Here is a 22,729-nt window from a genome sequence, read left to right as displayed (position 1 = left end):
GTATAGTTTTTATTTTAAGAAATGTAACCCGTTCCTTTTTGAAACTAAAAAGATAGATTAACCATATTACCATAAATATTAGTGCTTTTTTTATCTTCACCATATGAAGGTAATTTCAACTAATATAGGAGATCCAGTAACATTTGAATGGAAAGGTAAAAAAGAGCAAACGGGCATTTTCAAATATCCCACTTCAAAAGGTTTATTCTTAAGACAAAACGATGTTAAAGATGACACCATTATTGACCGCGTACACCATGGTGGCACAAATAAAGCATGTTATCTATTCTCATCAGATTATTATTCTTATTGGAGAAAATTATATCCTGATTTGAGCTGGGATTGGGGTATGTTCGGAGAAAATTTGACGATTGAAGGCCTTAATGAGTTCGAAGTTCGTGTGGGCGATATTTATAAAATCGGAGAAGCTTTAGTACAGGTTTCTCAACCTCGAGAACCATGTTATAAACTTGGGATACGCTTCGGAACTCAAAAAATTCTCAAAGAATTCATCGCTCATAATCATCCTGGCACTTATGTTAAAATACTTAAGGAAGGTTCTGTAAAAAAAGGAGATGATGTCGATTTAATTGAAAGATCTTCAAATTCTCTTACGGTTCAACATTTTTATGAACTGATGTTTTTAAAAGAAAAACCACAAGAACTTCTGTCCCTATTTATGACTAATGAATCTGTACCTCAATATAAAAAAGACAGATTCAAGAAATACCTATCTTAAATTTATAACAACGCATTTTAATGAAAAAAGTACTAATTGTATTCACGCTAATTTTTGGGCTAAAAACTGAAGCTCAAATAAATAACAGTATAGAAATAACCACGAACCCTACCATGCACAATGTTGGTTTTATTACCTTATTAGCTCATTATTATGAAGACGGCTTAAAGTTGAATCCATTAAATGCCACTTTTCAAGGAGATTACAGATACAATGATACCATACCCAATTTTCTTTCTACCGATTATAAAAAAGAACTGAAAAACTATTACACTAGTTATTTAGAGAAATTAAAGAAATTTGAAAAGGCTCAACTTTCAGAAAATGAGCGAATGTCTTTTGCCATTTTAACATGGGAATGTAAAATAAACCTAGAAAGCTTATCATTTGAAAACTTTACGCCAATCGACCAAATGTGGTCTATGAACTTAATGATTGGCCAATTAGCTGGCGGAAGTAGTGCACAACCTTTTAAAACTGTAGAAGATTACAATAATTGGCTAAAACGCTTAGATGATTATGTGGTATGGTTAAAATCAGCTAAGTCACAAATGGAAGCGGGCATTAAGGTGAAAAATGTACTGCCAAAATCTTTAATTAAAAAGATATTACCTCAGCTGGCAAGTGTTGCCGATGCAAAATTGGAATCGAATTTATTTTACTCGCCTATTCAGAATTTCCCAAGTGGATTTACTGAGACCGAACGGGCAAGGTTAACTTCAGATTACACCATGCTTATTACCAATAAAATTGTACCAGCCTACAAAGAACTTCTTGATTTTATGGCTAATGAATATATGAATGAGGGTCGTGAAACTAGTGGAATACAAGGCATACCAAATGGTGATTCCTATTATGCCCATCAAATAAAACTATACACCACAACAACATTAACCGCATCAGAAATTCATGAAATAGGCTTAAAAGAAGTTGCTAGAATTAGTTCTGAAATGGAAAAAATTAAGAAGGAAGTCGGTTTCATAGGCAATCTGAAAGATTTTTTTAAGGAGGTTCGTACTAAAAAAGAATTGATGCCATTTACCGACCCCCAACAAGTCATCGACAACTTCAATGACATACATAAAAAAATGACACCAAAAATAAATGCTTTATTCAGTAAGCAACCTAAAACTCCTTTTGAAGTTAGACGTACAGAAGCTTTTAGAGAAGCATCGGCAAGTGCCGAATATAATCCTGGCTCATTAGATGGTACTAGACCTGGTATTTTTTATGTTCCTATACCAAATGTATCATCATACAATATCTATTCTGATGAAGATTTATTTTTACATGAAGCTATACCTGGTCATCATTTTCAAATTTCATTGACCCAGGAGAACGAAGATTTACCTCAATTTAGAAAAACGTTATGGTATAGTGCTTATGGCGAAGGTTGGGCTTTATACACCGAGTCTTTAGGTAAAGAACTAGGTCTGTATCAAGACCCATATCAATACTTTGGTATGCTAGGTGCAGAAATGCATAGAGCAGTTCGTTTGGTTGTAGATACTGGCTTACATTCTAAAGGCTGGTCTAGGGAAGAAGCTATTCAATATTCATTGGATAATGAGGCTGAATCAGAAGCTGCTATTACCGCAGAAATTGAACGCTATATGGCAAACCCTGGTCAAGCATTATCATATAAAATAGGACAATTAAAAATTATGGAGCTTCGGTCTAAAGCAGAAGCTAGGTTTGGCAATGATTTCGACATAAAACTATTTCATGAAAAAATTCTTGAAGCTGGTTGTGTACCACTAGCTATTTTAGAAGATAAAATGATGAGTTGGATTAACCCAAATACAAAATTTTAATTATGATAAATCCATGGCACTTATATGCAATGAGTGCGCTATATATTTTTGCAGGCATTATGCATTTTATAAAGCCAAAAATGTATTTAAGAATTATGCCTAGGTATCTTCCTTTTCACAGACCATTAGTATTATTAAGTGGATTTGCTGAAATAATGCTGGGTATTGGCCTGTTTTTTAGGTCTACAAAAGTAATTTCCCTTTACGGAATCATTGCTATGCTTGCGGTTTTCTTGCTAGTTCATTTTTATATGTTGACCAGCAAGAAGGCTGGCGCAGGTTTTCCTAGATGGATACTTTTATTAAGGTTACCCTTGCAGTTTGCTCTAATGTACTGGGCTTTTTATTACCTAAAAATTTAAACAAATAAAAAGGGGACGCTCCCGTCCCCTTTTAATGAAATCAACTTAAATCAACTTAATTAACAACAAAATTTTCAGTGTACGTTTTGCCTTCAGACTTAACTGTTACTGTATATGTACCAGGGAAAGCATCTGCGAAATTGAACGCTTTTTCAACAATCATTTCGTCTGTTACTTCTTGTGCAAATACTGTTCTACTTTCAGCATCAAATATTTTTATGGACAACTTTGCTTTATCTAAATTTAAGTAGTTCAAAAAAATCATTTTGTTAGTCTTTCTAAAGAAAGGCTTTACATCTTCTGCTTTTTCAACGATGTTTACTGTATTGTTTTTTAAAACAATTGTATATGAATAGTTTTTAAAGTTATCGTCAGCTGAAAGATAATAGATACCATCTGTCAAATCTTTAAGATTTAATTTTTTGCTAAATAGACCTTCAGACATATTTTCAGAATAAATGACATTTAAGTCTGCATCCATTAACTTTACCTGTACACCTTTAGAAGAAGCATCCATAGTTAAAACCACACTTTTGGCTTTACCTACTGATAATAAGTTCAATTTAGGCTCTCTTGCCATGCCTGCTACTGTAGCGAACATAAAGGCAACTACTGTTGTGAATTTTACTAGATTTTTCATAATAAATTATTTTAAGGGTTAATGATAATTTATACTGCAAACATACAGTCGATATCTAGCTCTCACTACATCAAATTGTTCCAATACCTGTGCTATTTTAACCTCTTTACCTAATCTTAACACTACACATGTTAAAATTACACACATATAAGTTAATTTTGCAGAGACCTACTTAAAATGGGTTATTTAATTTTATACTAGTAAACATAAAATAGCATGGTTAAACAGAAACCTACTTTCGAAGCTATAGAGCCAGATTTCGGGCATTCATTTACATACCAAAAATTTGATGAGCATAAATTGAATAAAAACAACCTATGGCACTACCACCCAGAATTAGAACTGGTATATGTAAATGGTGGCTCAGGTAAGCGACAAATTGGAAGTCATGTTTCTTATTATACTAATGGAGACCTAATACTTATAGGTAGTAATCTACCACATTGCGGTTTTACAGATGCCCTTACCGGCAATACAAGTGAAACAGTTGTGCAGATGAAGCTAGATTTCTTAGGACCAGATTTCTTTAAACTGCCAGAAATGAAGAAAATTGAAAGCTTATTTAATAGTGCCAGTGGCGGAATTGCCTTTTCTGGTAAGACAAAACGAAAAATAGGTGATAAAATGGAAGTTTTGGAATATCAGACCGATTTTCAAAGACTACTCTCTATACTTAATATATTGAATGAATTAGGAAATTCAGAAGATATGCGATTATTGAATGCGGAAGGTTTTTCATTCACTACCGATGTTAAGGATAATGACCGTATTAATATCGTATTCAATCATGTTAAGAATAATTTTAAAGAAGAATTGACTCTTGAAGAAATATCTTCTATGGTAAGTATGACCATACCATCGTTCTGTAGATACTTCAAAAAAATAACGAATAAGACATTTATACAATTCGTTAATGAATATCGTTTGGTTCACGCTTCTAAATTATTAGCAGAAAAACCAATGAGTATTACTGAGGTTTGTTTTGAATGCGGATTTAATAACTTTTCACACTTCAACAAATCGTTTAAAGCATTTACTGGGCAAAATCCGTCGGAATACAGAAATGAACTTAAAACGGTTCTGGTGTAATTTCATTTCTTACATAAATTTAATTTAGCTATAAACTTGGCAGTTTATAAATAAGCGAATCAATTTAAGCACCGGCATTATTAAAAAACACTTAAAGTTAAACGCTCAATTCTGTTAACTAACAGTTGCTTAGTATCTTTACAATGGTATGATAAAAGAAATTACAGAAAGAGAGCTAGACCGTATCATTGAAATGGCTTGGGAGGATCGCACACCTTTTGAAGCAATTACTTTTCAATTCGGCATTACCGAACAGGAAACTATTGAGGTGATGCGCCGTGAGATGAAACCTAGTAGTTTTCGAATGTGGCGCAAACGAGTTCAAGGCCGTGCTACTAAACACGCCAAATTAAGAACCGATGATATGGACCGTTTTAAGTGCTCAAGACAACGGGGCATCAGTGGAAATAAAATTTCAAAAAGATAAGCTGTATCTGTGACCTATTTAAACGTTTCATTCAAAACTGCAGCAAGACGTATGCCTCCTTTTTGTAATTGGTCTGCAACAGTATTCCACCAGTCATAACTATATCTATATCCTAATTTTTGGCCAGGTTCTACAGAACTATATACCTTTTCAGCCAATTGGTGCGACTCTTCTACCCAATCTAATAAACTTCCATCTTGTAAATACTTTACTTGCTGTTTAGACACTTCTGGATATTCAATAGCTAGCTCAGTAAAACTCATACCATTGTCATTAATCATATTTGAATCCCATACCCTATGTAAGTTAGTACCGTCACCAAACCATTGTAATTGTATATCATTACCTCCCTTGTCCTCTGCCCTACCCACATGCATTGGTTGATGTAAGTCACCGATAAGGTGAACTAAAAATTTTAAGTAGAAAGCTTTATCCTCTCTAGTACTGGTTTCATCTTTAATGATTTCTATACAGGTATTTATACCTTGCACTAAATCTCCATACTCATTTGGCTCAATTTCTGCATAGGTTTTATCGAAAGGTATATTTACATAATGCCAAGCACCAAATTTACTATATGCACGATCTGCCTTTATATCATCACCAAAATTGGCTACAGCTGCCAAACTTTTACCATCTAACAAATCAGCAATAGCTCGCTTAGCTTTTTTACTTAAATGTTGTTGCGCAACTTCGCCAACTACCCGATGCCCTGTTTTAGACCAAACCATGTCATTTGCAAAAGTGAGGTTTGTTACAAGAAACAATAAAACCAATATATTCTTCATCGCTAAAAATTTGTCCAAAAATAGGATTTCATACTTTAAGGTATTGTTAAAACTTCGGTAAGGTTAAATTTATATTAGAACTTGCAAGGATGAAGAAAAAGAGAAGCAAATCAATAAAACAAAAACTTTCTATTCTAAAAGTCATTGGCTTTGGAATATTGGGACTATTTATTCTTTTATTACTTTTCATAGCAAGTATCAATTTTGGACTTTGGGGAAAAATCCCATCTAAAAAGGAACTTTCTAATTTTCAATATCAAATGGCATCAGAAGTTTTTACTGCTGATAGTGTTGTTATTGGCAAGTATTACCTATATGACCGACAGCCTGTTGCTTTCGAAGAATTTCCCGAGCATTTGAAACAGGCTTTGATATCTATTGAAGACGAACGTTTTTATGACCACGCAGGTATAGATTTTAAAAGTTTGATTCGTGTGGGCTTAAAAACGATTCTCATGAATGATGAATCCGCTGGTGGAGGTAGCACATTGACTCAGCAGCTTGCTAAAAATCTTTATCCTAGAATAGAACGGAACAAAACAAATATAGTAGTCGATAAGATCAAGGAAATGATTATCGCTAAAAGACTCGAGAAAATTTACAATAAAAATGAAATTTTAACCAATTACCTAAACACGGTATCTTTTGGTGATAATACTTTTGGTATTGAAAGTGCAGCGTTAAAATTCTATAACACTCGTACTAAAGATATTACAACAGCACAGGCTGCCACACTTATAGGTATGTTAAAGGCAACTTATGGTTACAACCCAAGATTGTTTCCAGAAAGAAGTATTAGCAGACGTAATTTAGTTTTACGTGCCATGTATGGCAACAACTATATTTCAGAGGAGCAAGTATATCTGTTTACCCAAGAAGAACTTAACCTTGACTATCGAGAATTTGATTACAATGCAGGTATAGCTCCTTATTTCAGAGAAGAGGTACGTAAAGAAATGTTACGATGGATAGCCGACCAAAATAATACTGGTTCCGATCTCAATCTTTATACTTCTGGTTTAAAAATCTATACTTCTCTAAATTATAAAATGCAGAAATTGGCCGAAGAGGTAATGGCTGAACATATGACCAAATTGCAAAATGATTTTGAAAAGAGTTATGGCAAAAATGCTCCATGGATCAAGGATAAAAAGTTGATGCAGAAAATCGCAAAGAGAACATCCTCTTATAAAAAACTACAAAATGCGAACTTAACCCATGAACAAATCATAGATAGTCTTTATAAGGATAATAGAAAAATAAACTTTATTGATTGGCAAGGTGACAATGAGATAATGGCCAGTACAATGGATAGTATTCAACATTATACCAAATTTTTGAACACAGGATCATTGACCGTTGACCCAAGTAATGGGGATATTTTGGTTTGGATCGGGGGTATAAATTTTAAACAGTACAAATACGACCATATTTCGCAAAGTAAACGTCAAGTTGGTTCTACTTTTAAACCTATCGTATATACTGCGGCCTTAGACCGAGGTATTGAGCCTTGTACATATTTCTCTGCAGAAGAGGTTGAATATGATAATTTAAAGGGATGGTCTCCCGGTAATTCAGGAAATAAAGATGAAACCTACCTAAATTATTCAATGGAAGAAGGTTTGAGCAATTCAGTTAATACCATTGCCGTGAAAGTTTTGGAGAAGGCTGGTATAAACCATGTATTGAAGATGGCCAAAGAAATGGGCATTGATGAAAAACTGCCCAATGAGGCATCTATTGCTTTAGGAACAGGCGCAATAAAAATTCTAGACTTGGCGCAGGCTTATACTAGTTATGCAAATAATGGTAAGCACATAAAACCAAATTTAATTAAGCGTATTACGAATAACAAAGATTCAATATTAGTAGAATTTAAATCAGATTTAAGTTCAAATACTGCCTTTTCGAAAGAAACTGGGCAAATTATGATAGAAATGATGAAGTCAGTTGTTAATTCGGGTACAGCATCTAGATTACGAAGTACGTACGGACTCATAAATGATATAGCCGGTAAAACGGGCACTACCCAAAACAATAAAGATGCTTGGTTTGTGGCACTTACTCCTAGCCTAGTGCATTTAACTTGGGTGGGGCTAGACCAACATGAAATCGGTTTTAGCAACACCAGTATTGGTCAAGGTGCTAATGCAGCCTTACCAATTTTTGGACTTTGGATGAAAAAACTAAATCAGAATAAAGATTTTGACAAGTACACAACTAGAAGTTTTCCAAAACCTTCAGCTACCATCTTGGATGCTTTGAATTGCGACCCAATAAAACGCGATGGATTCTTTAAGCGATTATTCAAAAACCCAAATAAAAAAAAGACTAAAAAGTTTAATGGATAATATTAAATTTTCAAAACAGAAAAATAAATACGATTTATTTTAAATTATTTCGATATATTCATGATATTATTTTAATATCATGAATTATGAAAGTAGAAAAAACTCACAGTCCACAGAATGGCTACGTAATGCTTTTTGTTGCTTTAGCTTTATTAATTGGCGGAATTGCACTTTTAAGAATTTACGTTGGCGTCTTTATGATTATTGCAGCATTAATTATGTGTGCAGGCTTTGTTTTAGTTAATCCAAATAGCTCACGAGTTTTACTTTTATTTGGAAAATATGTGGGCACTATTAAAGAGAATGGACTTTTTTGGGTGAATCCTTTATATACCAAAAAGAGAATTTCGTTAAGGGCAAGTAATTTCGATAGCGAACGATTAAAGGTCAATGACAAATTAGGTAATCCTATCATGATTAGCACCATTTTAGTTTGGCGAGTGACCAATACCTATAAAGCAGCTTTTGATGTTGATGATTATCAAAATTTTGTAAGAGTACAAACAGATGCTGCAGTTCGAAAATTAGCAAGTATGTATCCTTATGACAATTTTGCCGATGAGGGTCTCGATGAAGATATAACCTTAAGATCAAGTGTTAACGAGGTAAGCGAAGCACTAGAACAAGAAGTTCAAGAACGCCTATCTATGGCCGGCATAGAAGTTTTAGAAGCCCGAATAGGCTATTTAGCTTATGCGCAAGAAATAGCAAATGCTATGTTGAAAAGACAACAAGCCACTGCTATAGTTGCCGCAAGGCACAAGATAGTTGAAGGCGCTGTAAGCATGGTAGAAATGGCCCTAGAAGAGCTGAGTAAAAAAGATTTGGTTGCTTTAGACGATGAACGAAAATCTGCTATGGTCAGCAATCTTATGGTTGTACTTTGTTCCGATAAGGATGTTTCCCCTATAGTAAATACAGGCACTTTAAATCATTAACAATTATTGAATTCTCAGAATCCTGAAATAATAGAAAACATTATCAGCTTATTAATTTTATGAGTAAAAAAAAAGCATTTGCATTACGCATAAACGAATCTATGTTAAAAGCCATTGAGAAATGGGCCGCAGATGAATTTCGTAGCACCAATGGGCAGATTGAGTGGATGCTTATGAAGAGCTTGAAAGAAGCTAAAAGGGAGCCTAAAGAAAATAAAGCAGAATAAGTTTAGCATTTATTTAACTAAACAAAAACTTAAATTTGGCCCACCAACAAATTACCACCAAAATGGCCAAATACATTAGCACACTCGTGCTTCTACTTTTTTGTTTTATTTGTAGCGCCCAATCAAGCAACAAATCATTTGTTGTAAAGCAAATTAATGCTGACATTGTACCTGATGGTATTCTTGATGAACCCAGTTGGGAAATTGCAGATAGCGCAAATGAATTTTGGCAGTATTTCCCCTTAGATTCCGTTCAATCTAAAAAGCAGACCGACATTAAAATGTTATATGATGATGACAATCTATATGTTGGTATCAAAGTCTATACTGCTGGTAGCGATTATGCCATAGAATCATTAAAAAGAGATTTCAGAGCAGGTAATAGTGACAACATTACGTTACTTTTTGACACTTTCAATGATGGCAACAATGCCTTTCTTTTCGGTATTAATCCTTATGGGGTAAGACGCGAAGGTTTAGTCTCAGGAGGCGGATTAAATTTAAATGGATTTACAATTTCATGGGACGTTAAATGGAGGGGAGATTCAAAAATATATGATGGTTACTACACAGCCGAAATGGTGATTCCATTAACTGCATTCAAGTTTAAAGAAGGTGAAACAAAATGGAGGTTCAATAGCTATCGATTCGACACCCAATCTAACGAGAATAGCACTTGGATGCATATTCCACAAAATCAAAATATTTATGGCCTAACCTTTATGGGCGATATGGTTTTTGAAAAGCCTTTAGGCAAATACAGGACCCCCCTGGCCTTTATTCCTTATATCAATATGATAACACAAAAGGACTTTGAATTAAATGACCCTAACTCTAATATAAAGGTTGGTGGCGACGCTAAAGTAGCAATAGGCAATAGTATGAATTTGGATATAACGGTTAATCCAGATTTTTCTCAAGTAGAAGTCGACAACCAAGTAACAAACCTAACACGATTTGAAGTTTCACTTCCCGAGAAAAGACAGTTCTTCATTGATAACAGCGACCTTTTTGGCAGTTTCGGTGGTGGTAGAGATGCCAACCCGTTTTTTTCAAGAAGAATAGGTATTGCCAAAGATACCGCAGATAATTCTATAGAAAATAAAATTACTGGCGGCGTACGGTTAAGCGGTAAATTAACCAAAGGGCTTAGGTTAGGTTTTTTAAACCTACAAACAGGTGAGGATTTGGATGAACAAATTGCCTCTAACAATAATACCATGTTAGCATTACAACAATCTGTGTTCGGACGTTCAAATATCGGTATGTTCTTTATTAATAGACAAACCTTTAAGGATTATGATTTTCAAGATTCAGATGATCGTTACAATAGGGTTGCAGGTGTTGACTATAATCTAATTTCCAATAATAATACTTGGAACGGTAAATTCTACCTTCATAAATCTTTTGCTCACAACTCTGGAAGTCGGGATCTTTCATCAGGTACTTTTCTTCAATACAATTCAAGAAATTGGAACTTCTTCGAGGATATTGTTTATATAGGGGAAGATTTTAGATCAGATCTTGGTTTTATACGTAGAACCGATATTTTTAAAACAGCTACTATGTTCGAGCGTATTTTTTGGCCAGAAGATAGTGCCTTGCAAACCCATAGTTTTAAATTATTTCCTATTCTAACATTTAGTCCAGATAATAATTTTTTAAATACTGATTATGAAGTAATGGGTTCTTGGGAATCAAAATTCACAGACCTATCAGAAATTAATGTTGTATATAATAATACCTACACCTATCTTTTCGAAGAATTTGATCCGACCGATAAAGATGATGCCATACCATTACCTGGCGAAATAGGATACCATTATAATAGTATTTCATTAGAATATAAGTCAGATAGTAGAAAAAGATTCGCTTATGCTATTCAACCCACAATGGGTACTTTTTTTAACGGAGATCGTTATTCTATTCAAGGTGAAATGTTTTTACGGTTTCAACCAAAAGTATTTCTATCCTTGGCAATGAACTATGATAAAATTTCATTGCCTGACCCATATGCAAGCGCAGACATTTGGCTGATTAGCCCTAAAATAGACGTGACATTTAGTAAATCTGTTTTTTGGTCAACATTGGTTCAATACAGCAATCAACGCGATAATCTTGGATTAAATTCTAGACTACAATGGCGTTTTGCCCCATTATCTGATTTGTTCATTGTATATAATGATAACTATTTCGTGAATGCATTCGAACCAAAATATAGGTCCTTGAATCTTAAATTCACATATTGGTTGAATATATAATTATATAACTAACTTAATGATTATGATAATTTTAAAGAGAACTATATTATGAAAAAATGGATCCTTAGTTTTATATTCTCATTTTTCTCATTTATAATTTTTTGTCAAAAGGAGGTTAAATCTTTTACCGTTAAATTTATTGAAGAAAGTATTATTGCAGATGGTGCTTTAGACGAACCTATTTGGGAATTTGCAGATAGTGCGAATGAATTATGGGAATATTTCCCTTTAGATTCTATTCAAGCCAGAGAACAATCAGAAATTAAGATGCTTTATGACGACAAAAACCTTTACATCGCTATTAAGGCAAGTTCTGTAGGCAAAAACTATTCACTCCAATCTTTAAAACGAGATTTCAGGGGAAGCGGAAGCGATAGTTTTTCATTGGTATTTGACACTTTTAATGATGGTACAAATGCATTTTTATTTGGTATAAATCCTTACGGAGTTCGTAGAGAGGCACTAATTTCAAACGGTGGTGGAAATCGAAGCGATTTTAATCTTTCTTGGGATGTAAAATGGAAAGGTGACGCCAAGATGTACGATGGTTATTTTATAGCAGAAATGATTATCCCTTTTACCTCTCTTAAGTTTGAGGAAGGCTCTACAAAATGGAGATTTAATAGTTACAGGGTAGATACACAGTCTAATGAACGTAGTACTTGGACAAGGATTCCTCAAAACCAATTAATTTATAATTTGGCTTTTATGGGAGACATGGTTTTTGAAAAACCTTTAGGCAAATCAAGAACACCATTGGCCATTATACCTTACATCAACACACTTTCACAAAAAGATTTTACGAATAACGAAAGTATAAACGATTTTAATTTTGGCGGGGATGTAAAGGTATCTGTAGGAAACAGTCTTAATCTGGACATTACGGTAAATCCAGATTTTTCACAGGTCGAAGCAGATGACCAAGTAACTAACTTAACCCGGTTTGAAGTTTCGCTACCCGAAAAAAGGCAATTTTTTATTGATAATAATGACCTTTTTGCAGGCTTTGGTGATCAACGAGATGCCAACCCCTTCTTTTCTAGGCGTATTGGTATTGCCCAAGATACAGCTGGTAACACTATTGAAAATAAGATTATCGGAGGTGTAAGGCTGAGCGGTAAACTCACAAAAGATTTACGAATTGGCCTACTGAATATTCAAACAGCTGAAGACCGAGCAAATGAAATTGCATCTAACAATAATACCATGATTGCCATGCAACAAAAGGTATTTTCTAGATCCAATATTGGTATGTTTTTCATTAACAAACAATCCTTTAAAGAATATGACTTTGTTACTCGTGAAGATGAATATAATAGAGTTTTAGGCCTTGACTATAATTTAGCCTCAAAACAAAACAGGTGGAACGGTAAGTTCTTTGCCCACAAATCATTTAGTCCTGATGATAATGAAGGTAATATGGCAGGTGGTATGAGTATGCGCTATAATGCCAGAAACTATAACTTTTATAGTAAAACGGTTTATGTGAATGAAGATTTTTCATCTGATTTAGGCTTTGTACGTAGAACCGATATTTTTAAGAATATTTTTAGTGCACAACGTGTCTTTTGGCCTAAAAACGGTCCTATTCAAAATCATGCTTTTGAAATTTTCCCCATATTTATCTGGAGCCCAAAGAATAATTTCCAGAATACAGATTATGAATTTAGAAGTGCATGGTCCTTAAATTTTAATAACCAATCTCAGGTTGAAATAGGAATGTCTAATATCTACACCTACTTATTCGATTCCTTTGATCCTACGGATACGGATGGTGCCACACCCATTCCAGGAAATGAAGGCTATCATTACAATAATATTAGGGCAAATTATCAATCAGACATGCGTAAAATTTTCTCCTACAGGGCAGAAACAACCTTAGGTCGTTTTTTTAATGGTGATCGAGTTTCATTAGAAACTAATATGACCCTACGAATTCAACCCAAGGCCTTCATATCTATATTGCTGAATTATGACCAAATAACTTTACCAGACCCATACCCTAGCGCAGATATATGGCTTATAAGCCCTAAAATAGACCTAACTTTTAGCAAATCTATTTTTTGGTCCACATTGATTCAATACAGTAACCAACGCGATAATCTTGGTTTCAACTCTAGACTACAATGGCGTTTTGCGCCTTTATCTGATTTGTTTATAGTATATAATGATAATTATTTCGTGAATTCATTTGAACCAAAATATAGATCCATAAATCTTAAATTCACGTATTGGTTAAATATTTAAAATGAAATATAAAATTCTATGTTCCGATTTAGATGGAACATTACTTTCCACAAAGAGCGATGTTTCAAAATACGCCATTGAACAGATTAACAAGATTAAGAATGACACAAGAATTATTTTGGTTTCGGCCAGAATGCCAAGTGGCATGCGTTATATTCAAGAAAGTTTAGGCATCACCAATCAAACTATCATATGCTATAATGGTGCTCTTGTTTTATCCGGTCAACAAGAATTAACATCCGTAGTTATTCCTATTAATTTATTAAAAGAAATTTATGATCTATGTAGTAATTTGGAAGCTGACTTAGGGCTTTATTACTCTAATGAATGGTATGTACCCCAAACTTCTATTAGAGTTGAAAAAGAAACTAAATACACCAAATCTACTCCCACATTTCAATCAACCGAGACTACATTGTCGAATTGGAAACAAAGAAGAATTGGTGCGCATAAAATCATGTTAATGTGTACTAAAGACAGTGCAGATATTTTAATGCCACTGCTTAATGAAAAATTCAGAAATCAGCTAAATCTTTATCGTTCTAATGACACATTAATCGAAATTTCTCCAAAATCTGTTTCAAAACTCTCAGCAATAAAATTAGTAATGGACAACAATGATTCTTTAGAAGATATTATTGCCTTTGGTGATAACTATAATGATATTGAAATGCTTGAAAATGTTGGTTTCGGTGTTGCTGTTGCCAATGCTAGAGATGAAGTTAAAACTATTTCTAATTACATCACCTTAAAAAACACTGAAGACGGAGTGGCTCATTTCATTGAAGAACACTTGGTTAATTAACTATATTTGAAAATAGCAACCCACCAATATATGCACAACCTACTAGCTCAACCATTAATTAGCAATGATACCGTAGTCTTTGGATTGCTTGCTCTTTGTTTAGGTTTTATTTTTTACACGTCTAGCTTAAAAACCGGTTTTTGGAGCAAGTTCTACTCTATAGTTCCAGCAGTGCTTATGTGCTATTTATTACCTGCTATTCTTACCAGCACAGGTATAATTTCAGATGAAATTTCCAACCTATATTTTATGGCAAGTAGATACTTATTACCAGCTGCTTTGGTATTAATGACATTGAGTATAGATATAAAAGCGATATCCAATTTAGGTTCTAAAGCCATTATAATGTTCTTAACAGGTAGTGCAGGTATTATTATTGGCGGTCCTATCGCTATACTCATTGTTTCCATATTTTCACCAGATACTGTTGGCGGAAATGATTTTGACGCTATATGGAGAGGCCTTTCTACCATCGCTGGTAGTTGGATCGGTGGCGGAGCTAACCAAGCCGCAATGCTCGAAATATTTCAATACAATCCTGAAAAGTATGGTGGTATGGTATTGATAGATATTGTCGTAGCCAATGTTTGGATGGCAATAATTTTATTAGGTGTAGGTAAAACAAAACAAATTGACAAATGGTTAAAGACCGATACTTCCGCAATTGAAACCTTAAGAATAAAAGTAACCGAGTTTACTGAAAAAATAACACGCGTACCTACTTTAAACGATTATATGATAATGATTTCCTTAGCATTTAGCGCCGTTGGTATCTCTCATTTCTTTGGAGATGAAATAAGTACGTTTTTAACTAGTAATTTTGATGCTGTTAGCAACCAAAAAAGTTTTCTGTCTTTCTTAGGCTCTAGCTTCTTTTGGATGGTAGTTATTGCAACTGGTTTAGGTATTGCACTCTCTTTCACCAAGGCCAAAAATTATGAAGGTGCAGGTGCTAGTAAAATTGGCGGAATGTTCATTTATATCTTGGTTGCAACCATAGGAATGAAAATGGATTTAGGAAAGGTTCTTGAAAATCCTGGCCTAATTGCAGTTGGTTTTATTTGGATAACCATACATGCCGCACTCATGATTTTGGTAGCGAAATTGATTAAAGCACCCTATTTCTTTCTTGCAGTAGGAAGCCAAGCTAATGTTGGTGGTGCAGCTTCCGCTCCTGTAGTAGCGGCTGAATTTCACCCTTCACTAACTTCGGTTGGTGTGCTATTAGCCGTTTTAGGTTATGTTGTTGGTACTGGTGGAGCATTGCTTTGTGCATATTTAATGGAAATTGCCTCAAAATTGTAATAACCACTTTTTTAATAACAAATTAATAGTAGCCAATCATTTCTATTAAAATTTATAGATATTTGCGGCCTAAATCATACGAATGAAAAGATTAATAATTGTTTTAGTTTCTATCCTAGTATTAAGTTCTTGTGGCGATAACGCAGAAGAAACGTTAATTGTAACCGGTAAAATTAAAGGGCTAAAAAAAGGGGTGCTTTATTTACAGCATGTACCTGATTCTATTCTAGTTACTGTAGACTCTTTAGCAATAAACGGTGATGGTAATTTTACTTTTAAGAGCAAATTAGAAAGTCCTGAAGTGTATTATCTATACTTGAAAAAGAAAGATAACAATGACATAAATGACCGAATCACTTTTTTTGCTGAACCTGGTACAATTACCATAAATACAGATTGGAATACCTTTGATACTACTGCAAAAATCTCTGGTTCTAAAAGTCATGAAAAATTAGAGGAGTATAGTATGACAATGTCTGGTATCAATAAGAGAAATATCGAAATAATGATGAAGGCTGCACAACCTGAAAATCAATTATCTCAAGTTAGTATCGATTCTTTAGAAAATATCAGTAATAGAAATTTACAAAGAGGTTATGCATTTGCTATCAATTTTGCACTTAACAATAAAAATTCATTCATAGCACCTTATATTGCTCTAAAAGAAATACCAGATGCCAATGTTAAATATTTAGATTCTATCTATAGTGTTCTTTCTCCAGAAGTAGCGAACTCAAAATATGGCGAGGAGTTAGCCTTACTTTTGAAAAAAAAATAATAGTATTCACCAAATGGTTTGAAACAAAAAAGCATCCTATAAATAGGATGCTTTTTTGTTTATTAAATATAGATTTTTAACTTAAGCTAACTTGTTTAGTTTTTCTACTAATTTATTGGCTTTTGTTTCCAAATCATTTCTTACTTCATTGAAATGAGCCTTCTTATTTTCAATTTTACTTTCGTTAACCTTAACGATAAGTTCATCAAAATTTGCAATAGCCTCATCTATAATAGCTGAACCTTCTTTAGAATTATTCTTTCCGTTTGCAGAATCTACTATATAAACGCCTTCGATAATGTCACCAAGAACATTATTAATATCTTTCTTTAAATTTTTTATACTTGCCATTACTAATTATTTTTTTTGCAAAAATACAATATTTGAGTTGCTGAAGAGTAAATTATATGCTAAATAGTCACTTCTAGAAGTTTAGCTCCTTTAGATTGAAGCGAAATATTTTTGGTAATAGCAGGCAACAATGCTGTTTCACCCTTTTTAATAGTTACTTCACCTTCAAAAGTTTTTATTACCACTTCGCCACCAACACACATAAATATGGTAAATGAATCACGTTTTGTAGTATCTAGCTCAAGGTTTTCCGTAAGCTGAATGAAATTTGTTTTAAAATAAGGGCAGTCAACCATTTCGCTGACTTTATTTAATTCTTGGTTATATGGGACCTTAAAATCATCTTTCTTTTTATAATCTACCGCATCAAGTGCTAGCTCTGTGTGCAATTCACGTAGATTACCATCTTTGTCTTTACGATTAAAATCAAAAACTCGGTAAGTAACATCTGAAGTCTGTTGAATCTCTGCCAGCATCACTCCTGCGCCAATTGCGTGAATTTTTCCAGTATTTATAAAGAATGTATCTCCCTCTTTAACTTGTTCATAGTTAAGAAGATCCAATAGTGTATCATTATCAATACTTTCAGCATATTCTTCTTTAGTGACATCTTTGTTGAACCCTACAATCAATTCTGCTTTTGGATCAGCATCCATTATATACCACATTTCTGTTTTTCCAAAAGATTCATGACGTTCTTTTGCCAATTCATCATTAGGATGCAATTGTATGGACAAATCCTGCTTAGCATCAATAAACTTAATTAATATCGGAAATTCTTTCCCAAACCTTTCCACAACACTTTTACCTAATAACTCTTCGCCATAAGATTCTATTACATCTTGTAGCGATTTACCTTCTAAATTGCCATTTGCAATTACAGAAATATCTCCTTTAACTGTAGAAAGTTCCCAACTCTCGCCAGTAATATCGCTCTCTATTGGTTTACCTAGCACTTCTTTAAGTTTTGTGCCACCCCAGAGTCTTTCTTTAAGAATTGGTCTGAATTTAAGCGGATATAAGGTCATAATTAAAATTTTTAAACAATAACGATAAATAAGGAATTTTCTTACATTATTGAGTAACTAAATTATCCAGAAAATGTTACGAAATTTCTAGGTGTCTCATATAAAACTATTTCCAATTCATTTGAAGAAGAAATATGAGGTCTCAACCTATTCCAGATAATCACAGCTATATTTTCGGCTGTCGGATTTAAATTTTCAAACTCTTTTATTTCCATATTAAGATTTTTGTGATCAAGGTAATCTTCTATCTCTTGTTTGATTAGATCTTTTAACACCTTCATATCCATAACAAAACCTGTTTCCGGATCAATCTCACCTGTAACACTTACTATTAATTCATAGTTGTGCCCATGAAAATTCGGATTATTGCATTTACCAAAAATATCGGTATTTTTTGCATCATCCCATTCTTTTCTAAATAATCTATGAGCCGCATTAAAGTGTGCTTTCCTACTAACCTTAACCTTCATTGTTCTCTACTTTATTAAATAAATGTCGGAAGAATTTTTCAAAAATAATTTTGAACCATACCGTGTATTCTTCAGGATTATCGGCAATGTCTTTCTTGACCAATTCTGGTGACATCCATTTCCATGCCTCTACTTCTTCGGGGTTAATCTTTGGCTCGGCATTGAAATTCCCTATCATCACATGATCATATTCATGTTCGGTTAAACCGTTATCGAACGGAGCTTTGTATATAAAAGAAAAAAGTTCTTTCAATTCCGCCTCAAAACCCATTTCTTCTTGAAGTCTTCGCTTTCCGGCATCTAAATTAGATTCCCCTACCCTTTGGTGACTACAACATGTGTTTGTCCATAACAAAGGTGAATGATATTTTGATGCTGCACGTTGCTGTAACATTATTTCACCACCGTCATTTACAATAAAAACTGAAAATGCCCTATGTAGTAAAGCTTTTTCGTGTGCTTCCATTTTAGGCATGGTGCCAATCTGTTCGTTTTCTTGATTTACAAGAATTACCTCTTCTTCCTTCATTAGGTAAAAATAAGGCGTTTAACCTATTCTACGAAAAGTAGAATATATAATAATACATAAATAGACTAATCTAGAAGAATCGTGGAGATCTCAAATTGTTTTTAGTAGTAATAAAGTCATATCTAAAAATTACCTCAAAAGAACCATCATTAAAGGCTGCATTACCTAATTCTGTAGTTTCTTTGTCGTAAGCAATCCCAATTAAGAACTTATTTGAAATATTAAACCCAGCCATAGCACTAATTGCCGCACCCCATCTATATCCTGCTCCAATAACAAATTTATCATTTAACATAAAATTTGCCGATAAATCTAATTGTAAAGGCGCCCCTTTTACCACCTTAGTAAGTATTGTTGGCTTAAATTTCACAAATTCATCCAAATCCCAAACGTACCCTGTTATAAGATATATATTCATCTGCTCTTTTGCAGTTGATAAATTGGTTTCTTGAAAATGTGATGTCTCCAAGAAACGCGGTACAGATAATCCTAAATAAAACTTATTGGTATGATAATACACTCCAGCTCCAATATTAGGGGAAAGCCTATTATCAATATCTTGTTGTAAGGTTGGGTCTGTACTATATTGATTTAATTCTGAAAAACGTATATCTAACAAATTAGCACTGGCCTTTAGACCAAAACTTATTTTACCTTCTGTCGATGTCATAATTGTATATGAAAAATCTACATCAAAATTAGTTTCTGAGGTCGGTCCTATTTTATCATTTACAATCGCCAATCCTAGCCCTACTCCTCTATATCCAATAGGTGAATGAATATTAAAAGTTTGTGTCGTTGGCGCACCATCTAAACCTATCCATTGAGAACGATGTAGCGCTGCAATACTAATATGCCCTCTCGAACCGGCATAACCAGGATTCACACTTACCGTATTATACATATACTGAGTATATTGTGCATCTTGTTGGCCATAAGAAAACATACCAAAACTGAAAGTCATGATAGCAACAAACTGCTTTAAAATGCTCGTTTTAGGTATGCTTATATTTGCTTTTAACATTCTTCTTATCTATTAATATATATGTAACCAGAAAGTGTTTTTGTTTCGCCGTTCGGTAATTCATAATCTAGAATATAGAAATATGTGCCTACTGGCAGTTTACTATCAACATCTACGGTCACCCTACCTTCAGATGTGCCATTAAAAACATTCCCTTCTGTATTATATGCTCTAGTATTATAAACAGATACACCCCATCTATTATAGATTTTCAATGTATTGTTAGGATAGTTTTGTAAGCCAGAGATTCTTAACTCATCATGAATACCATCACCGTTAGGTGTAATAACGTTAAAAACTTCAATTTCTTCTTCTAATTGACCTAAATCTGAATCTAAGTAGTTTGGAATACCATCATCATCTGAGTCATCATCAAGATAATTACCGTTAAGATTTATATCTTCATCAATAGTTTCTATACCATCGTCATCATCATCTGTATCTCTATAATCAGATTTTTCATCATCATCTGTATTTGGTAATTGAGCATATGGATTATCAATTTCATCGTTTACATCTATATCTACAGAAATAGAACCTTCAAATCCGTCATCAAGACCGTCATTATCCTTATCAGATGCTATTCTTACCACATCTGCAATACCATCTTGATTATAATCATGACCTTCTATTTCGTCAAGAATATTATCATTATCACTGTCTTCATCTAAATAATCAGGAAGATTGTCGGAATCGGTATCTACTGGGAATATTCCCATTAACCCATTTGTTTCATAAGCATCATCTAAACCATTAGAATTTGCATCAAGGCCTGAAGGTGTTATATATTCCGCTGTAGCTTGAGCTTCAACATTATCTGGTATACCATCACCGTCACTATCAATATCTAAGTAGTCTGGAAAACCATCACCGTCAGAATCTGTAAGATCGGTTGACGGATCATTGTCTCCATCTAAATTCAAATCCTCAAAACTATCTACTATACCGTCATCATCGCTATCTAAATCCGCACCAGACGGGCTAATTATTATAGTTACAAGTGATGAACTACAATTACTTAAATCATCACAAACGGTATATTCAAATGTATCATTTCCTATATAGCCGTTATTTGGAAAATAAGTGACAATATCATCTGATGGGTCGCTTGGTGTACCACTATCATCTACTGTTGCCGAACCATTAGCTGGTTGCGTTATACTAAACGTGCCAACGGTAGGAAGGTCATTATCGTTTAAATGCCAATTATCTATGACCCTAATCTCATTTTCATCAACAACTAAAGAATCATCATTTGTATCTACAATTGGTAACACATCAATAGTTACCGTTGCAGTGCTGCAATCACCGAAACTATTACAAACCGTATAATCAAAACTATCTGTGCCATTAAAATCTAAATCAGGAGTATATGTAATAATATCATCTAATGGATTATTTGGTGTACCGCCATCATCTATTGTTACCGTTCCGTTAATAGGATCTGTAATTGTTAATGCTCCTATATTAGGTAAATCTGTATCATTGGCATAAACATCAATAATAACAGAAACTTCTTCATCTGTAGTTACTAAATCATCTTCTAAATTAGCCGCCTCACTTAAACACACTATCGTAAAATTTGGCAAACTAAATGTATTACCAGCTTTGGTAACAAATGCTGTATATTTTACAACGGCGTCTGTTGCAATTACCATAGGTCTTAATTGATCTCCACTTACTGGAGGATTCCAGCTAACTGTAGCACTACTTGGAACATTAGAAGTAACATCCATAGTCACTTCATTATTTGGATTATTACAATCGGTTACTATAAAATAGCCCGTTGCATTGGACCCACATAAAGTACCATCATATTTGGCAAAATAAATACCTGGTTGGGTTACCTCATAAAAGGAATCTGTGCCAAGTACAGTTGTATTGTCTGATGCTTCATACCAACGAAAATTATTTTGGTCACTATCAGTTGGTGCCTGCAACAAAAATTGGGCATTGGACACCAAAACACCCAGTACTGTAGTAACAATACTGAGAAATATGGTTTTATATATATGCTTTTTTTTCAAATCGATTTGGAATCTATACCTCAATTAGCTAATTATTGTGCTACAAAAACTACGTTAATCAATGTGTTATAATCAGTTGGTGTGGCAATAACATCATAGGTCATTTCTCCAACAGCATCAACACTTACATTAGCAAATACAGTAGGGTCATAATAAGTTACATAATAGTATAACTCATTATTAGCATATGTCGGTATTGTTGCTGGTGCTCCCGTACTGACAACAGCCGGAGTACCATATTGAATATCAATAGTATTTCCATCAGCAATGGTTAAATCAGTTCCTGTTAAACTCAATGTCTGGTCATCGGTATCTGTGTCAACATATCCACTCAAATCAACAGAGTTACCATCGGCAATAGCCAATGTGTTACCGGTTAAACTCAATGTCTGGTCATCGGTATCGGTGTCAACGTATGCACTCAAGTCTACTGAGTTACCATCGGCAATAGCTAATGTGTTACCGGTCAAACTTAATGTCTGGTCATCGGTATCTGTATCGATTCCGCTAATATCAATTGTGTTTCCAT

Annotated in this window: 21 protein-coding genes and 1 pseudogene; 13 read left to right on the top strand and 9 right to left on the bottom strand. The window is 33.9% G+C overall.

The features are described from left to right. Positions 1–103 precede the first annotated feature (103 nt). From AACZ49_RS15670 to AACZ49_RS15660, 3 genes are read left to right on the top strand one after another with little or no spacing between them, the layout of a single operon-like run. Entirely contained in the window at positions 104–739 is a 636-nt protein-coding gene (locus AACZ49_RS15670) for an MOSC domain-containing protein (RefSeq protein ID WP_339656858.1), read from the top strand. A 20-nt stretch (positions 740–759) separates the two neighbouring features. Next, a complete protein-coding gene (locus tag AACZ49_RS15665) occupies positions 760–2,553 on the top strand; it encodes a DUF885 domain-containing protein (protein ID WP_339656856.1) in 1,794 nt (597 codons plus the stop codon). 2 nt (positions 2,554–2,555) lie between these two features. Next, positions 2,556–2,915, top strand: coding sequence for a MauE/DoxX family redox-associated membrane protein (locus AACZ49_RS15660; RefSeq protein ID WP_339656854.1), 360 nt, complete (start codon positions 2,556–2,558; stop codon positions 2,913–2,915). A gap of 55 nt (positions 2,916–2,970) precedes the next feature. Here the strand turns inward: AACZ49_RS15660 and AACZ49_RS15655 are convergent, their stop codons facing one another. Continuing rightward, positions 2,971–3,555, bottom strand: coding sequence for a T9SS type A sorting domain-containing protein (locus AACZ49_RS15655; RefSeq protein ID WP_091626274.1), 585 nt, complete (start codon positions 3,553–3,555; stop codon positions 2,971–2,973). Positions 3,556–3,771: 216 nt separating this feature from the next. On the opposite strand from AACZ49_RS15655, the gene AACZ49_RS15650 reads away from it, so the two are divergent. Together AACZ49_RS15650 and AACZ49_RS15645 are read left to right on the top strand one after the other, a co-directional pair. Then, positions 3,772–4,644, top strand: a complete 873-nt coding sequence (locus AACZ49_RS15650) for an AraC family transcriptional regulator (RefSeq protein ID WP_091626277.1) — start codon at positions 3,772–3,774, stop codon at positions 4,642–4,644. Positions 4,645–4,792: 148 nt separating this feature from the next. Continuing rightward, a complete protein-coding gene (locus AACZ49_RS15645; RefSeq protein WP_339656849.1) occupies positions 4,793–5,071 on the top strand; it encodes a TIGR03643 family protein in 279 nt (92 codons plus the stop codon). A 14-nt stretch (positions 5,072–5,085) separates the two neighbouring features. Here AACZ49_RS15645 and AACZ49_RS15640 read toward each other — a convergent pair whose 3' ends face one another. After that, on the bottom strand, positions 5,086–5,859 hold the full coding sequence (locus AACZ49_RS15640) for a S1/P1 nuclease (RefSeq protein ID WP_339656847.1): 774 nt from the start codon (positions 5,857–5,859) through the stop codon (positions 5,086–5,088). A gap of 89 nt (positions 5,860–5,948) precedes the next feature. Between AACZ49_RS15640 and AACZ49_RS15635 the strand changes: the two genes are divergently transcribed. From AACZ49_RS15635 to AACZ49_RS15600, 8 genes are all read left to right on the top strand, one after another. Further along, a complete protein-coding gene (locus AACZ49_RS15635; protein WP_339656845.1) occupies positions 5,949–8,210 on the top strand; it encodes a transglycosylase domain-containing protein in 2,262 nt (753 codons plus the stop codon). An 86-nt stretch (positions 8,211–8,296) separates the two neighbouring features. After that, entirely contained in the window at positions 8,297–9,148 is an 852-nt protein-coding gene (locus AACZ49_RS15630) for an SPFH domain-containing protein (RefSeq protein WP_339656843.1), read from the top strand. A 59-nt stretch (positions 9,149–9,207) separates the two neighbouring features. Next, positions 9,208–9,375, top strand: a complete 168-nt coding sequence (locus tag AACZ49_RS15625; RefSeq protein ID WP_339656841.1) for an Arc family DNA binding domain-containing protein — start codon at positions 9,208–9,210, stop codon at positions 9,373–9,375. A 62-nt stretch (positions 9,376–9,437) separates the two neighbouring features. Continuing rightward, entirely contained in the window at positions 9,438–11,636 is a 2,199-nt protein-coding gene (locus tag AACZ49_RS15620) for a DUF5916 domain-containing protein (RefSeq protein ID WP_339656839.1), read from the top strand. Positions 11,637–11,684: 48 nt separating this feature from the next. Next, a complete protein-coding gene (locus AACZ49_RS15615; protein WP_339656837.1) occupies positions 11,685–13,883 on the top strand; it encodes a DUF5916 domain-containing protein in 2,199 nt (732 codons plus the stop codon). 1 nt (position 13,884) lies between these two features. Continuing rightward, positions 13,885–14,688 (top strand): Cof-type HAD-IIB family hydrolase, encoded by an 804-nt coding sequence (locus AACZ49_RS15610; protein WP_339656836.1) that lies wholly within the window; start codon positions 13,885–13,887, stop codon positions 14,686–14,688. A 30-nt stretch (positions 14,689–14,718) separates the two neighbouring features. Continuing rightward, positions 14,719–15,993 (top strand): DUF819 family protein, encoded by a 1,275-nt coding sequence (locus tag AACZ49_RS15605; RefSeq protein WP_339656835.1) that lies wholly within the window; start codon positions 14,719–14,721, stop codon positions 15,991–15,993. Positions 15,994–16,075: 82 nt separating this feature from the next. Further along, positions 16,076–16,771: a DUF4369 domain-containing protein gene (locus AACZ49_RS15600; protein WP_339656834.1), complete on the top strand. Its 696-nt coding sequence runs from the start codon at positions 16,076–16,078 to the stop codon at positions 16,769–16,771. A gap of 81 nt (positions 16,772–16,852) precedes the next feature. Here the strand turns inward: AACZ49_RS15600 and AACZ49_RS15595 are convergent, their stop codons facing one another. From AACZ49_RS15595 to AACZ49_RS15565, 7 genes and pseudogenes are all read right to left on the bottom strand, one after another. Further along, positions 16,853–17,122, bottom strand: coding sequence for a hypothetical protein (locus AACZ49_RS15595; protein ID WP_339656833.1), 270 nt, complete (start codon positions 17,120–17,122; stop codon positions 16,853–16,855). Between the two features lie 59 nt (positions 17,123–17,181). Beyond that, positions 17,182–18,150: a type I phosphomannose isomerase catalytic subunit gene (locus AACZ49_RS15590; RefSeq protein ID WP_339656832.1), complete on the bottom strand. Its 969-nt coding sequence runs from the start codon at positions 18,148–18,150 to the stop codon at positions 17,182–17,184. Between the two features lie 62 nt (positions 18,151–18,212). Then, entirely contained in the window at positions 18,213–18,620 is a 408-nt protein-coding gene (locus AACZ49_RS15585) for a 6-carboxytetrahydropterin synthase (RefSeq protein ID WP_339656830.1), read from the bottom strand. Further along, the gene (idi, locus tag AACZ49_RS15580) at positions 18,610–19,149 is read right to left on the bottom strand and encodes an isopentenyl-diphosphate Delta-isomerase (protein WP_339656828.1); all 540 of its coding nucleotides are present in this window, start codon (positions 19,147–19,149) and stop codon (positions 18,610–18,612) included. The genes AACZ49_RS15585 and idi overlap by 11 nt, the downstream gene beginning before the upstream one ends. Before the next feature lie 70 nt (positions 19,150–19,219). Further along, on the bottom strand, positions 19,220–20,113 hold the full coding sequence (locus tag AACZ49_RS15575; RefSeq protein WP_339656999.1) for a type IX secretion system membrane protein PorP/SprF: 894 nt from the start codon (positions 20,111–20,113) through the stop codon (positions 19,220–19,222). A 65-nt stretch (positions 20,114–20,178) separates the two neighbouring features. Continuing rightward, positions 20,179–22,200 (bottom strand): gliding motility-associated C-terminal domain-containing protein, encoded by a 2,022-nt coding sequence (locus AACZ49_RS15570; RefSeq protein ID WP_339656826.1) that lies wholly within the window; start codon positions 22,198–22,200, stop codon positions 20,179–20,181. A 32-nt stretch (positions 22,201–22,232) separates the two neighbouring features. After that, a pseudogene (locus AACZ49_RS15565) lies at positions 22,233–22,729 on the bottom strand (hypothetical protein); the annotation flags it as partial.

The sequence above is a fragment of the uncultured Maribacter sp. genome (genome assembly GCF_963975365.1).
Lineage (GTDB): Bacteria > Bacteroidota > Bacteroidia > Flavobacteriales > Flavobacteriaceae > Maribacter.
This window is presented reverse-complemented; position numbering and strand designations above follow the sequence as displayed.